Below are 13,228 nucleotides of genomic sequence, written 5' to 3'. Positions count from 1 at the left end.
AAGTGGAGCTGGAGCTAGGCAGACTTCTTGTGGTGACCTTCGTGATCGCTGCCATAGCCCTCGGGCTTGTCGGGCTTGCCGTGATCCTGGCCGTAGCCGCCGTGCTCTTCGGGCTTCCCGCCGTGGTCGTGGCCGTTGGGCTTCCCGCCGTGGTCATGACCGCCGGGCTTGTGGCCGTGATCGTGATCGTGATGGCCGTTTCCACCGGTCGAGCCGCCTGTCGCACCACCGTTCGTACCGCCCGTGGTGCCGCTCGTACCGCCCGTCGTACCGCTAGTGGTAGCGCCCGCGATGACACCACCCAGTGCGCCGCCGGTGGTTCCGCCCGACGTCAGGACACCGCCGACAAGGCCGCCGGTTCCGCCACCCGTCGGCACGCCGCCGATGACGCCGACCGTGGTGCTTCCCGTCGTGCCCGCGGTGGCGCCGCCCGACGTGGCACCGGCCACGACACCACCCGTGATCAGACCACCGGTGGTTCCGCCGGCGGCACACGTACCACGGTTGATCGTGTTGTTGTCCAGCGTCACGGCGCCGGTACGGGCCAGCGCCCGGCCGGCGATGGTCGTTCCCGTCGTGACGGTGATCGACTCCTGGGCCATGATCGTGCCCACGAACGTGGAGTTGGTGCCGAGGGTGGCCGAACTGCCGATCTGCCAGTACACGTTGCACGGCGAGGCGCCGTTGACGAGCGACACGTTGCTGCCGGACGCCGTCGTCAGGGTCGAGCCGATCTGGAAGACCCATACGGCATTGGGGTTGCCGTGCGCGTCGAGCGTGAGCGTGCCGGTGATACCCGCGGAGATGGGTGCCTTGTAGACGCCCGGATCCAGCGTCCTGCCGCCGAGTTCCACGGGGTCGGGAGCGGTCGGGTAGGTGACGTCCGGTGCCTGTCCGGCGGCGTTGTTGTACCCCGTGACCAGGTCGCTCTTGGCCTGGAGCGCCACCGCGTCGGCGGAGTGCTGGGCGCCGATCACGGTGCCGGGCGGGAATCCGGTGATGGCCGTACCCGGCGACACTCCGAGATCACCGGTGATCGACGAGGGCCCGGTGTTCGTGACTTGTGAACCGGCCAGTACGGCGAAGCTGGTCGCCGTACCGAGAGGTACGGGTGTGGCAACGGCGCTTGCGCTTGTCGGCGTCATCGCGAGCACGACAGCGGCGATCACCACGGCCGTCAGCGCCGCGATCCATACCGACATGGTGCGCCGTAGTGGAGCGTCAGGGATATTCAGCGTCATCGAGGGGCCAACTCCTTTTAGCGGATGTTCTTGGCGGTTCCCGGTCGCACGGAATCGCCTGTTTCCGGCGTTGGCATATTACCTAGGAGTGTGCCGACAGATTTTTTCCGCAAGTGGTCCCACGAAATACATAGAAATGCCTAATGGGCCGGGTGGTTGCAAAACCATAATTCTCGCCAGGTGTGACCGCCCGGCATGGTCGGCGGGACGGAAGGCCACCGCGAGAAGATCACTCATGCCCCCCACAGAAGGCAGCCATTTCGGTGGGTGTCGGTCGAGGCCGGCCCACTTCATGATCTTGGGGAACTCGGCGAGGATCCGGCCACCGCCTGCACTTATTCGATGCGCGAGGACCTGATCGCGACAGACCGGCCGTGTGTGATCCACCCGGCACGAGCAAGTCGCCGTATCGCGGTATTCCGTGCCTGACAGGCCGAAGAGAAGTGCGCGGTCGGCGCATTGCTCGGGATATGCCCGAGCTGAGCTATCCGCAGTATTATTGTCTGCGGGTTGGTTCACTCGCATGTGCAACCGCCCGGAAGGGGGGCTCCGGCGTGTTTGCGCCCAGGAGACGTCGGCTCTCGGCAGTGGAACAAACGCAAGCGCTACGAGAACGACACCAATCATCTCGCCTGGAAAGGGCACCACATCGCGCCCCTGCCTATCGACGCGATGCGTGAGCGGACGGTGTGGCGTGCCTGCTACCGGCTGGCCGTGAGGAAGTCCTCCAGGATCTCGGCGAACCGTGTCGGCTGCTCCTCGGCCGGGTAGTGGCCGCAGTCGTCGAGGACGACCCCCGTGACGTCGTCGGCTGCCAGCCGCATCGTCTGGGCGGCATTCTCGCCGCTCCACAGCGCGCCGCCGACGGCGAGCACCGGGAGTGTCAGCCGGGTCTTGGCGCGCTGTTCGTTCTGCGCGATCGTCTCGTCCAGCGCCCGGTAGTACGCGAAGCTGGCCCGCAGCGCGCGAGGATCCGCGGTGATCGCGTCGACGTAGACGTCGACGGCGTACGCGGGGATCGCGGTCGGCGTGGCGGCCTTGGTGGCGAACTGCCAGCCGAAGAAGAGCTGTTCCCGTCCGCGGACCAGTTCCTCGTTGAGGTCGTCGAGCCGGTTGAAGCCGAACTGCCAGAGCTTCAGGTTGGCCGCGGCCGGGGCGAAGAACGGCGGGGACGGCGTGAGACCGGGGATCACCGCTTCGACGATGGCGAGCCGGCCCACCCGCTCGGGGTGATCGGCGGCGAGGGCGTATCCGGTCCACGTGCCGATGTCGTGGCCGACCACGTCGAACCGGTCGTGCCCGAGCGCGGCCATCAGCGCGACCAGATCGGCGGCGAGCGTGCCGGCGTCGTACCCGTCGTCGGGCTTGTCGGAGAGCCCGGCCCCGCGCGAGTCGACGGCGACGACGGTGTGACTGCGGGCGAGTGCGGGCATCACCTCCCGCCAGGCGTACCAGGTCTGGGGCCACCCGCCGATCAGCAGCAGTGCCGGGCCGTCCCCACCGGTGACCGCGTGCAGCCGCAGTCCGTTCACCTCCACGAGCCGGCTGGTGAAGACGTCGAGGAATCCGTCGGGCAGTCGCGGCGAACGCAGGCTTGTCATGTTGGCGACCCTACCCATCTTTGAACGATCGTTACAAGATGTGTAGGCTGACGACCATGGCAGGCCGCAAGCAGTTCGACGTGGACGAGGCGCTACGACGTGCGATGCACGTCTTCTGGCGCTGGGGTTATTCGGAGGCCTCGATCGATCGCCTGACCGAGGGCACGGGCCTGGGACGGGGCTCGCTCTACGGCACCTTCGGCGACAAGAGCGCCCTCTTCCGGAAAAGCCTCCAACGGTACGCGGAGACCTACCACCCGCTGTACGAGCAGGCACTGTCCGGCCCCCACCCGGGCCCGAGCGCCGTTGTGGCCGCCTACCTGCAGGTCGCCCTGAACCGCATCGCCGACCCGACGGTCCCGGACGGCTGCCTGCTCACGGTGTCGGCCACGCAGTTGCCGGCGCTCGACGCGGAGGGCCGGGCGATGGTCCGCGCCATGATCGACGGTCTGCGGGCGATGCTGGAGCAGGCGTTGCTGGCGGCGGGGGCCGGTGAGCAGGAGGCGGTAGAGCTGGCGTTGTGCACGCTGGCGACGAACAAGTCTCTGGCGGTGCTGAGCCGCGCCGGCTTCTCGGGCGAAGACCTGGCAACCGTCGCGGCAGCCGCCGCCAAGAATGCGAAGGCTGTGCCGACCCTGGCGACGAAATCGTCCCACCGGGGGAAGAAGCTGACCTGAGCCGCCTCGGCCCGGAGTTCGCGAGCACCGGCGAGACATACGAGAGACGTACGAGGCGCACGAGACGTACGAGGCCCTTGAGCGCGCACCAGCCCGACAATCCGATCAACCCAAGCGCAACAGAAAGCCCTCGCTGTACCCTGTCGCCACTGTGCGTGAGGAGCTGCCGACGCTACGCGGGGGATAGGCGGATGAGTCTCCAGAGATCGCGGTTCGAGGCCGAGGACGAGCAGCGGCGGCTGTCGGTGTTCCATCTCGTCGGTCTTGCCGCGGGTGGTGTGATCGGTTCGGGCTGGATGCTGGGGGCGAACGAGGCTTTCGGGAAGGCCGGTTCGGATGCCTGGCTCGCCTGGCTGTTCGGTGGGCTGCTCATGTTGCTGATCGCGGGAGTCATGGTCGAACTGGGGACGGCCGCGCCCAAGACCGGAGGGCTGATCTTCCTGCCGCTGCAGAGCAGCGGTGCGCTCGTGGCGACGGTGGCCGCGGCGGGGCTGTGGCTGGTCTACACGATCAACCTGGCCAGTGAGGCCGTAGCGATGACGAGGGGTCTGTCCTGGAAGGTCGAGGGGCTGCTGGCCTCCTCCGACTCCGACGGACTGACCACCAAGGGCTGGTGGTACTCGCTGGCGTTCATGGTGGTGATCTCGATGGTCAATCTGATCGCTCCGCGGATCTTCTTCCGGATCAACTCCTGGCTGACGGTGCTGAAGATCGTCGTTCCTGTCCTGACCGTGGTGCTGCTGATCGTCGCCGGGTTCGACCGGCACGGCCCCGGGGCAGGTGAGCACGCGGCGGGGAAGGGCGCCTCCGCGGCGATGACCGCGGTCGTGACCAGCGGTGTGATCTACGCCTACGTCGGTTTCCAGGGGCCGTTGGACTTCGCCGGGAACGTCAAGCAGCGGTCGCCCGGTGAGGCGGCGAGGCTGCGCCGGGCGGTGTTCGGGACCATCGTCGGCTCGATGATCCTGTACATCGCGCTCCAGATCGTCTTCACCAGGTTCCACGACTCCGGGTGGAGCACCGCCCACATGGCGTCGTCGCCCTACGCCCACTTCGCCAACGCCGTCGGGCTGTTGTGGCTGGGAGTGCTGCTCAACATGAATGCCGTGATCTCGCCCATGGGCGCGGGACTCGTCTTCACCCACGCCCTCACCCGCGAGGTCGCGGCCTTCAGCCGGGCCCATCTCACCCACCGGGGGCTGCAGACGGCCCGCAAGGCGTCCCTGAACCGGCGGTACGACGTCTACTGGCTGGTGCTGGTGGTCGACTTCTTCGTCGCGGCGTTCGTCCTGTGGGCGATGGGCGGCAGCTGGAAGACCCTCGTCGCCGTCACCGGAGTCCTCACCCTGGTCGTCTACGCCGTCCCGGGCGTCACCCTCGTCGCGCTGCGCGCGCACCTGGAGGGCTACTCCGATCGGCGGCGCGATGCCCACGAGGTGCTGGCGCGCGCGAGTTTCGCCCTGATCGCGCTGATCCTCTACGGCGCCGGCTGGACGTCCCTGTGGGAGGGCATGGTGACCCTCGCGGTGGCGTGCGTGCTGCTTTTGTTCCTGCCGAGTCTGGCCCGGTGGCAGCCCGCCTTCGGGCGGATATACGACGCCAAGGTGCATGTGACGCAGTTCCGGGACGTGCGCGAGAGCCCCGCGGCCCAGGCGGCGCTCTGGCTGCTCGGCCATCTCGCGGTGCTGTTGTCGCTGACGCTGCTGCTCGGTGATTCCCCGATCGGCTTCCACCAGAAGCTCTTGGGCGGCTTCCTGGCCGTCGCCACGGCGCTCGTCTCCTTCGAAGGGCTGGTCAGGGCGTCCAAGCGCCATATGACCGGTGTGCCGCCGATGCTGCCGACTCCGGCGCCCGCCACCGCTTCCGCTTCTTAGGCCCGCGCTTCTTAGTCCCACGCTTCGTAGACATGTGCTTCTTAGGCCCAGGCCGTCAGCGCAGTGAGCGGATGACCTCCCGGGCCTCCTCCTCGTAACCCTTCTCGGTCAGCACCGTGACCGCCTCCTCCCGGCGGCGCGCGTCGGACCAGCGGCCCACCGTGGCCCGCAGCAGGAAGAGCCGGTCGTCCGTCTCCAGCCTGGGAGCGCCGCGCAACCGCTCGACGACCAGGGCCACTTCCTCGGGGGTGACCCGCTGCTCGTTCTCCAGGCAGCGTTCGAGCAGGTCCCAGCCGTCGCGGTCGAACCCGGCGTCGTACAGCCCGGCCGCGATCTCGGCGATGACCGCACCCGAGCCGGCGGGCGGTCGCACCGGGTCGGCCGGGTCCGCCAGTTCCTTGCAGGCCAGGTAGACGGCGTCGGCGCGGCCGGCCGTCCGCAGCCCTTGGACGTAGTCGACGAACAGGTCGGCCTCGTCGCGGTGTTCGAGGACGTGTGCCGCGACGCGCTGGGCGATGGTCTGGGCGGCGCGGTTGCGGTCCCGCGGTCGTTCGATCTTGCTCAACAGGGCCACCAGTTCGGCGCCGGAGCGGCCGTCGGTGTGCACCGCGGCGGCGATGCGCAGCAGGCGCCGGCACTCCGGCGGGGCGTTGACGTTGCTCAGTGCCGTGTCCAGGCGGTCGAGCTCGCGGGGGGAACGTGGTCCGGCGTGCGCCGCCGTCCCCCGGGCCACGATGTCGGCGAGCAGGTCCCTGGTCGTCCTGGTCAGGGCATCGGACTCGTACCAGATCCGGACGATCTCGGCGAGGTCCTCCATCGTGTCGCGCGCGGCGGCGTGCTTGCGGATCTTCGCGCACTTCTCGGAGTACGGCGGTTTGATCAACTGGCCGCAGATCTCCGCGATGTCGTGCCGGGTCCGCCACTTGCCGACGTGTTCCACCAGGGTGTCGTGGCTGTCCGTGCGGGTGGCGATCAGCTGGGCGATGATCCGCCTGGTCTCGTGCACACGGTCGTCGAGCTGCAGCTGTGCGTCGACCCACTCCTCCAGGATCCGCTCGGCGGGGCTGAGGTGGTGCAGTGCCCCGGCGAGGTCGTGGAACTCCTTCGGCACGCTCTCCGACGTCCGCGGCAGACCTTCGCCGGCGATCGCGACGAGGGCCTGGCGGAGGAACTCGGCCGCCTCCTCGGCGCACTCCTCGTCGCGCAGCGCGATGTAGAGCAGCGCCTTGTCGAGGTTGGTGCGGCCCGAGCCCCGTTCGGTGAACACGGTCATCGTCCGCTCCACCAGGTCGCGCTTGCCGGCGCGACGGCACACCCGGACGAACACGGCGACGTCCGTGACCGTCCGCTGGCACGCGATGTCGTGGACGACGCCGTCGGTCAGCCGGGGACGGTCGTCGTCCCCGCGCGCCCGCTCGGCGTCCCACTGCCTGATCGCGAGGTCCGCCGCCTGCCTGATGTTCCGGCACAGTGCCGCCGTGGCCAGGACGTTGACGGCGTCGCGGTAGTCGAAGTACCGCGCGGACTCGATGAGTTGGTCGATGGGGCGCTTGAGGGCGAAGGCGTGCAGGGCGCGGATCGCGGTGGCCGGGCGCGGCAGCTCACCGCCCTCGGTGTCCCGCTCCCCCTCCCGCATGGCCTGCATGCGCTTCACGAACGCCTCGACGGTGCAGGTGGTCACCCATTCGTAGCCGAAGCTCCATGCCTCGCCGTCCTCACTGTTCTCGCTCTCGGGAGCGCCGGTCGTTTCGGAGCTCGCGACCGTCCAGCCTTCTGTCATACGCGCAGTGCCTTCTCCACCTGGTTCCAGTAGCGGGCGAAGGCGTGGGGTTCGCTGAACCTGTTGTTGGCCTCGGCGTCGATGCGCCGGGCGAGGTGCCTGCTGGCGTCGTCCGTCCGGGAGCTGAGGATGGCGACGACGTCACCGGTCTTGCGCTCGTCCTTGAGCAGGTCGTCGAGACCGGAGTCGCGGTCCAGCATCAGGGTCCTGGCCCAGTCCTCCGGGGCGACCGGGAGGTACGGGGCGCTGTCGCGGCGGTTGGCCGCCATCTGGTTGGTGAACAGCCGGGTGCCGTCGCGGGCGTCGTTCAGTGACATCCGCGGCACCTGGTGCCGGGCGCCGGCGCAGCTCTCCATCTCCCGCTTGACGGCCTCGCGCAGCAGCCCGATGGTCAGCTGGTCCTCGTGGTCCTTGGTGCCTTCCTGCAGTATGCGCAGCAGATGCCCGCTGAACGGCGTGCATCCGGCGAGATCCCCGGGCAGGGCCGAACAGCCTTCGGCGGAGGCGTTGGCCGAGTTCTTGACGGCCGTGAACACGCAGGTGCCCTCGTCCAGGTCGCCCAGTACTCCGGGCAGGACCGGCTCCTCGCCCAGCTGCGGCAGCAGGTTGGAGTAGCAGCAGTCGGCGATGAGGACCTTGAGCTTCGCCCGGGCCTGGCGCATCACGCGGTAGACGTACCAACTGGACAGCCAGGTCCAGGGATTGTTCTCGCGCGAGGAGCTCACGGAGAAATGCACCTGGGCGCCGGGCAGATCGCTCCAGTACTGGCCGTGGCCGACGTAGACCACCAGGAAGATGTCCTCGGGCTCCGTCTCGTCCGCGGCCTTCTTCAAAGCCCGCATGACGCCGTCCGCGGTCTGGACCTCGTCGGCCCCGAGGACCCGGCAGTTGTCGGCACCCCACATCGCGTCGCCGGCCAGGACCTCGCCGTACATGCGCGCGCTCTGGGCGATCGAAGCGTGACTTTGGATCCCCGAGTCGTCGGCGTACGCCGCCGGTCCGATCACCACCGCCCTGGATGCCATGTCAGCCGTCCTGGTCTGCCGAGTCGGGTCCGGGTTCCGTGTCGACGGACGTGTCCAGCCCGTCCAGCCGCTCGCCGCGCCACCGCTCGACGATCCGCTTCGCGGAATCCACCGCCGCCGATACGGTCATCTCGGCGGTCTTGGAGACCACGGCCACCAGGATGATCTCGACGATGCCGCCGCTGAGGACCGCGTCCTGGTCCGCGAGCGCGACCTCCTGCGGACGCCAGGACAGGCCGGTCTCCGCCTCCAGCTCGCCGCGCATACGGGCCGGATCGTCCAGCCCGATCAGCCCTTTGACGGACACCACGATCTTCGTAGCCATGCGAACGCCCCCGCGTCAGGTCAGGATGCCGATCAACGCCCATTCCAGATTACTCACTTGAGCAAGCCCCGCTGATCAGCCGTTGTGCCGCGGGCACGGTTTCGGCGGGCCGCTCCTAGGTGATGACGAGCTGGGCGCCGCTTCGGTTTCCGGGGAGCTTGTGCGGGCGGGTCGTCGGCTTACGCGATGTCCGCGGCTCCGACGGGAGTTCAGGCGGTCGGGGGCGTGGACGGGGCGGTGCCGAGTTCGGTGAGATCGCCCCGGGTGATGGCGTCGGTTTTGCGGGCGTGGAGGATCTCATCGGTCATCGGCTGCCTGATCATCGCGTTCACTTCGAGGACGACGTCGGCCGGGTGCTGAAGAACCTCACCGACGACCCGGCGGATGACATACGCCCGTGCGCACTGGACGGGCAACGGGGTTTCTTGCGGTCCGCGATTCGCCTGCGGGCGGACAGCGGAGCGTTCAGGCACCCGGAGCGGTCAGTTCCGCGCTGTGATGCCCAAGGAGCGGGTGAGCTGGGCCAGTTCCTCGCGGAAGAGTTTTTCGGGGCTGAGGGCCTGGGTCCGCAGGTGGCCGTAGATCTCCAGTGACACCAGGCCGTGCAGGTGGCTCCAGACGCGCAGGGCGAGGGCCACGGCGGCCGGGGGCAGGTCGGGGAAGGCCGGGCGGACCTTGTCCAGGAGGCCGGGGTCGAAGTCGGACCATGTGAAGTCGCTGTCCGCGTAACGGAGTTCGGCGTTCGGCCAGGCCGTGGCCGCGAGTGCGGTGATGCCGGTGCAGACCCGGCGGGCGGCTTCCGGTGCGGCGCCGCCCTCGGGCGGTCGATAGCCGGGGACGGGGTCGCCGTAGATGAGGCGGAAGCCCTCGGGGTTGGCCAGCGCCCAGTTTCTGAAGGCGTGGGCCCATGCCTGGATCCGGGCGGCCGGGTCCTGGGCGGGGGCGGTGTCCCACGCGGCGTCAACTGTGTCGGCCAGCGAGGTGTAGACGTTGTTGATCAGTGTGGTGACCAGGTCGTCGCGGGTGGCGAAGTAGCCGTAGATGGCGTTGGCCGTCATGCCCATCTCGCGTGCGATGGCCCGCAGGGTGATCGCGTCCGGTCCCCCCGAGGCCATCAGCCCCAGCGCGACCTTCTTGATCTCGGCGGTCGTCTCGGCCCTCAGCCGCTCGCGGCGTCCCCTGGTGCTTCCCACGCTTTCCATCGGCGCCCACTCTACAGCGTCACAATACTGCGAGCCGTATTAATACTTCACACCGTATAGTCTCTGCGTGCCGTGAAGGTAGATGGCGGTACGGCCGACTATCCAGGGGGAGCCATGCGCATCGGAGTCATCGGGGCCACAGGCGGCATCGGCAGCCGCGTCGTCACCGAGGCCCTCGACCGGGGGCATCACGTCGTGGCCTTCAGCCGTGACGCCACGCGGATCGACGAGGACCGCGAGAACGTCGTCTGGAAGAGCGTCGACGTCCTCGACGCCGGCGCCGTCGCCGCCGTCATACCCGGCCTCGACGTACTGATCAGCGGATTCCAGCCCGGAAACGCCGCCAAGGACATCGCGGACACCGTGGCCCGCTCGATCGCCGATCCCACGGTGTACGCCACGGCCGCGCGGGTGCTCCTGAAGGCGCTGGAGAGCCACCCGCGGACCCGGCTCATCGTCATCGGCGGTGCCGGCAGCCTGGAGATCGAGCCCGGAGTCGTACGGGCCGACTCCGACGAAGTCCTGCACGAGACCCTCGACGGGATCGGTCTGCCGAGGGAGTACGCCGCGGCGGTGCGCGGTCACCGCGACGCCCTGAACGTCCTGCGCACTTCCAACCGGCTGTGGACCTACTTCAGCCCCGCGGAGGACATCGCACCCGGCGAACGTACGGGCCGGTTCCGCATCGGTGGCGACCAGCCGGTACTCGACGCGGAAGGGCGCAGCCGTATCTCCATGGAGGACTCCGCCGTCGCCCTTGTCGACGAGGCCGAACTGCCGCGCTTCGTCCAACGCCGCTTCACCATCGGCTACTGACCGACACCGACGGAACCCCGAAACGTAAGGGCTTGCCAAAGACTGGAGTGGCGGGAGGTTGTGGTCCGTGCGTGTGGATACCTGAGTACAGCGTGTCGCGGGACGCCGGTTCCAGCGGCGGGGAGGGGATTGTCCGTGCGGTCGGCTTCGGTCGGGCTTCGGCGGAACACCGCCGGGACGGCGCTCTTTCTCGTCATGATGATCGACTCGGTGGTCAACGGGCTCTTCGTGCCGCTGTCCATGCTCTATCTGTCGGCCAGTTCGGGTGCGTCGCTGGTGAAGGTGGGGTTCCTGCTGAGCCTGGCCGGGCTGGTGTCCCTTCCGTTGCCGTTGTGGATCGGGCGTCTCGTCGACCGGCTCGGGCCCAAGCCGATCGTGCTGGTGGCGCAGTTGCTGCAGGCGGCGGGATTCCTGGGGTACCTCATGGTGCGCGACACCGGTGCGATCCTCCTGGCCGCGACCGTCGCGTCGCTGGGGCAACGGGCCTTCTGGTCCTCCGCCTTCACCCTCGTCAGCAACCTCTCAGACCGCGATCCCGGTGGGCACTCCCGCGAGCGGTGGTTCGGCGTCATCGGCTCGCTGCGCGCGGTCGGCTACGGACTCGGAGCCGTCGTCGCGGGAGTCGCCCTGTCCGTGAAATCGGGCCTGGTGTACCGAGGGGCGATCGGCGCCTGTGCCTGTCTGCTGCTGGTGGCCGCCGTGCTGCTCGAACGGGGAGTTCCGCGGAGCGTGACCGTGGCGCTGAAGGAGAAGCCGGGGAACGAGGACGCGGGCAGCCGTGGTTACCGGGTGCTGTGGGCCGATCGTCCCTATCTGGCGCTCGTGGGGCTGAACACGGTGTTCGCGCTGTGCAACGTCATGCTCAGCATCGCCTTCCCGCCGTTCGTCGACCGCCGGCTGCCCGCCGTGACCTGGGTGGTCGGCCCGCTGCTGGCGATGAACACGGTGGTCCAGGCCGCGCTTCAGACGACGGTCGTCCGTCTGATACGGCGGCTGCCCAGGCATGTGTCCCTGTGCCTGGCCGGAGTCCTCTGGGCGTCATGGGCGGGCCTGACCGCCGGCCCGCTCTGGATGCCCCGGGCCTTGTGGGTTCCCTGTCTCACCGTGGCCGTACTGTGCTACTCGGCCGCTCAGCTCGTGCACTCTCCCGTGTCGAACGCGCTGTCCGCCGATGCCGCGCCCGTCGACATCCGCGGACGCTACATCGCCGTGTTCCAGTACTCGTTCGCGATCGCCACGGTCGTGGCACCGCTGCTGTTCTCGGCGCTGTTCGCCCTGTCGAGCGCGGCTCCCTGGGCTGCCCTGGCGGCGCTCGCCCTCCTGACGGTTCCTGGCATGCTGGCCCTCGCCCCGCGCCTGCCGCGGTCCGCGCGGGCGACGGACGGGGGGCCGGACGGAGGGCCGGACGGAGGACCGCCTGAGACCGGACGGAGCGGCGCCTGAGGCCGGGCGGAGAGCTGGATAGCCGGGGAGCCGGGGAGAACTCCCCGAGGAGGGACCGAGCCGTGTCGCACGTGCTGAACCTGTGGCGTCAACAGCTGGGCAAAGCACCGGAGTTCATCTGGCAGGACACCGAACTCCGGGTACTGATCCTCGCCGACAACGGGCTCACCCACCTCCCGCCCGAGATCGGCCGACTGCACCGGCTGACCACCCTGGACCTCGGCCACAACCACCTCACCTCGGTGCCCGCCGAACTGGGCGACCTGGCCGGCCTCAGCGGCTGCCTCTACCTGCACGACAACAAGCTGTCGGAGATCCCGGACGCGCTGGGAAAGCTGACGCGGCTGCGATACCTCAACGTCGGCGAGAACACGCTCACCGCCCTGCCCGAGACCATCGGCCGCATGACCGACCTGGTCGAACTCCGGGCGCAGCACAACCGATTGACCACCCTGCCCGACAGCATCGGGGAACTCCCCGGCCTGCGCGAGCTCTGGCTCCGGGGCAACGCGGTCACCGCTCTGCCGCCGTCCATGGCCGGCCTCTGTGAACTGCGCCACCTCGACCTGAGGGAGAACGCCCTCACCGAACTCCCGGAAGCACTGGCCGACTTGCCGCTGCTGCGCCAACTCGACGTACGCGGCAACCAGTTGACCCAGCTGCCCGACTGGGTCGTCGACCTGCCCGCGCTGGAGAAGCTGGACCTGCGCTGGAACGCCTGCGAGCCCCGGCCGTCGCAGCTGGCCGAGTTGGAGCGGCGGGGGTGCGTCGTCCTGTCGTAGACCGGGAGCAGTTGCACGGCCCGTCACGCGTGGATCGTCCGTCCGCGGTGCAGTCGGCCGGGAACGCCGGTGAACTCCAGGTCCAGGCCGAGGCCGTCGCGTTCGGCGTGGAGGTGCAGGTGGGGTTCGGTGGTGTTGCCCGTGTTCCCGATCTCGCCGAGGAGCTGGCCCACGCGGACGGTGTCGCCCTGTGTCACGGTCACCGAACCGGGGCGCAGATGCGCGAGTTTGACGATCTCGCGGCCGGTGTCGAGGAAGACGTGATTGCCGTACGGCGGCTGGTAACTGACCCCACCGGGCTCCTGGTCCCGGACGGTGTCGGCGGCGGAGATCACGCGGCCGTCGCAGGGGGAGCGGACCGGGCGGCCGTACGCGGCGTAGGCGGCGAGGTCGTGGCCCCGCCGGGTGCGGGTGCCGAGGGCGCCGAGGGCGACCAGATCGAGGGCACCGCGCTGCTCGGGC

Annotated in this window: 13 protein-coding genes; 5 read left to right on the top strand and 8 right to left on the bottom strand. The window is 69.1% G+C overall.

Annotated features, from left to right (window positions below; genetic code table 11):
* Nucleotides 1-14: 14 nt before the first annotated feature.
* Together R6V09_RS01600 and R6V09_RS01595 are read right to left on the bottom strand one after the other, a co-directional pair.
* Nucleotides 15-1,241 (bottom strand): ice-binding family protein, encoded by a 1,227-nt coding sequence (locus R6V09_RS01600; RefSeq protein WP_317879497.1) that lies wholly within the window; start codon nt 1,239-1,241, stop codon nt 15-17.
* A gap of 701 nt (nt 1,242-1,942) precedes the next feature.
* Nucleotides 1,943-2,842 carry an alpha/beta fold hydrolase gene (locus tag R6V09_RS01595; RefSeq protein WP_317879496.1) on the bottom strand — a complete coding sequence of 300 codons (900 nt, stop codon included), beginning with the start codon at nt 2,840-2,842 and terminating at the stop codon, nt 1,943-1,945.
* A 56-nt stretch (nt 2,843-2,898) separates the two neighbouring features.
* Here R6V09_RS01595 and R6V09_RS01590 point away from each other — a divergent pair, with 56 nt between their 5' ends.
* Complete coding sequence (locus tag R6V09_RS01590) at nt 2,899-3,519, top strand: TetR/AcrR family transcriptional regulator (RefSeq protein ID WP_317879495.1); 621 nt, start codon at nt 2,899-2,901, stop codon at nt 3,517-3,519.
* Nucleotides 3,520-3,710: 191 nt separating this feature from the next.
* Nucleotides 3,711-5,393 carry an APC family permease gene (locus R6V09_RS01585; protein ID WP_317879494.1) on the top strand — a complete coding sequence of 561 codons (1,683 nt, stop codon included), beginning with the start codon at nt 3,711-3,713 and terminating at the stop codon, nt 5,391-5,393.
* A 55-nt stretch (nt 5,394-5,448) separates the two neighbouring features.
* Here R6V09_RS01585 and R6V09_RS01580 read toward each other — a convergent pair whose 3' ends face one another.
* The 5 genes from R6V09_RS01580 to R6V09_RS01560 form a co-directional block, all read right to left on the bottom strand.
* Nucleotides 5,449-7,173: a hypothetical protein gene (locus R6V09_RS01580; protein WP_317879493.1), complete on the bottom strand. Its 1,725-nt coding sequence runs from the start codon at nt 7,171-7,173 to the stop codon at nt 5,449-5,451.
* Nucleotides 7,170-8,198: a caspase family protein gene (locus tag R6V09_RS01575; RefSeq protein WP_317879492.1), complete on the bottom strand. Its 1,029-nt coding sequence runs from the start codon at nt 8,196-8,198 to the stop codon at nt 7,170-7,172. The genes R6V09_RS01580 and R6V09_RS01575 overlap by 4 nt, the downstream gene beginning before the upstream one ends.
* A gap of 1 nt (nt 8,199) precedes the next feature.
* Complete coding sequence (locus R6V09_RS01570; protein ID WP_317879491.1) at nt 8,200-8,523, bottom strand: hypothetical protein; 324 nt, start codon at nt 8,521-8,523, stop codon at nt 8,200-8,202.
* A 209-nt stretch (nt 8,524-8,732) separates the two neighbouring features.
* Entirely contained in the window at nt 8,733-8,939 is a 207-nt protein-coding gene (locus tag R6V09_RS01565) for a hypothetical protein (protein ID WP_317879490.1), read from the bottom strand.
* Nucleotides 8,940-9,005: 66 nt separating this feature from the next.
* Nucleotides 9,006-9,725, bottom strand: a complete 720-nt coding sequence (locus tag R6V09_RS01560) for a TetR/AcrR family transcriptional regulator (RefSeq protein ID WP_317879489.1) — start codon at nt 9,723-9,725, stop codon at nt 9,006-9,008.
* A gap of 114 nt (nt 9,726-9,839) precedes the next feature.
* Between R6V09_RS01560 and R6V09_RS01555 the strand changes: the two genes are divergently transcribed.
* From R6V09_RS01555 to R6V09_RS01545, 3 genes are all read left to right on the top strand, one after another.
* Nucleotides 9,840-10,541, top strand: a complete 702-nt coding sequence (locus R6V09_RS01555; protein ID WP_317879488.1) for an NAD(P)-dependent oxidoreductase — start codon at nt 9,840-9,842, stop codon at nt 10,539-10,541.
* A gap of 135 nt (nt 10,542-10,676) precedes the next feature.
* Nucleotides 10,677-11,984, top strand: a complete 1,308-nt coding sequence (locus R6V09_RS01550) for an MFS transporter (protein ID WP_317879487.1) — start codon at nt 10,677-10,679, stop codon at nt 11,982-11,984.
* 62 nt (nt 11,985-12,046) lie between these two features.
* The gene (locus tag R6V09_RS01545; protein WP_317879486.1) at nt 12,047-12,766 is read left to right on the top strand and encodes a leucine-rich repeat domain-containing protein; all 720 of its coding nucleotides are present in this window, start codon (nt 12,047-12,049) and stop codon (nt 12,764-12,766) included.
* 23 nt (nt 12,767-12,789) lie between these two features.
* On the opposite strand, the gene R6V09_RS01540 is transcribed toward R6V09_RS01545, so the two are convergent.
* The coding region (locus tag R6V09_RS01540; protein ID WP_317879485.1) for a M23 family metallopeptidase at nt 12,790-13,228 on the bottom strand (439 nt) is incomplete at its 5' end.

Origin of the sequence: Streptomyces sp. W16, from assembly GCF_033194735.1 — a bacterium.
Classification (GTDB): Bacteria; Actinomycetota; Actinomycetes; order Streptomycetales; family Streptomycetaceae; genus Streptomyces.
This window is presented reverse-complemented; position numbering and strand designations above follow the sequence as displayed.

Excerpts from the sequence above, each read along its gene's own strand:
- R6V09_RS01600 (WP_317879497.1), bottom strand. The coding sequence starts at position 1,241 with ATGACGCTGAATATCCCTGACGCTCCACTACGGCGCACCATGTCGGTA.
- R6V09_RS01595 (WP_317879496.1), bottom strand. The coding sequence starts at position 2,842 with ATGACAAGCCTGCGTTCGCCGCGACTGCCCGACGGATTCCTCGACGTC.
- R6V09_RS01590 (WP_317879495.1), top strand. The coding sequence starts at position 2,899 with ATGGCAGGCCGCAAGCAGTTCGACGTGGACGAGGCGCTACGACGTGCG.
- R6V09_RS01585 (WP_317879494.1), top strand. The coding sequence starts at position 3,711 with ATGAGTCTCCAGAGATCGCGGTTCGAGGCCGAGGACGAGCAGCGGCGG.
- R6V09_RS01580 (WP_317879493.1), bottom strand. The coding sequence starts at position 7,173 with ATGACAGAAGGCTGGACGGTCGCGAGCTCCGAAACGACCGGCGCTCCC.
- R6V09_RS01575 (WP_317879492.1), bottom strand. The coding sequence starts at position 8,198 with ATGGCATCCAGGGCGGTGGTGATCGGACCGGCGGCGTACGCCGACGAC.
- R6V09_RS01570 (WP_317879491.1), bottom strand. The coding sequence starts at position 8,523 with ATGGCTACGAAGATCGTGGTGTCCGTCAAAGGGCTGATCGGGCTGGAC.
- R6V09_RS01560 (WP_317879489.1), bottom strand. The coding sequence starts at position 9,725 with ATGGAAAGCGTGGGAAGCACCAGGGGACGCCGCGAGCGGCTGAGGGCC.
- R6V09_RS01555 (WP_317879488.1), top strand. The coding sequence starts at position 9,840 with ATGCGCATCGGAGTCATCGGGGCCACAGGCGGCATCGGCAGCCGCGTC.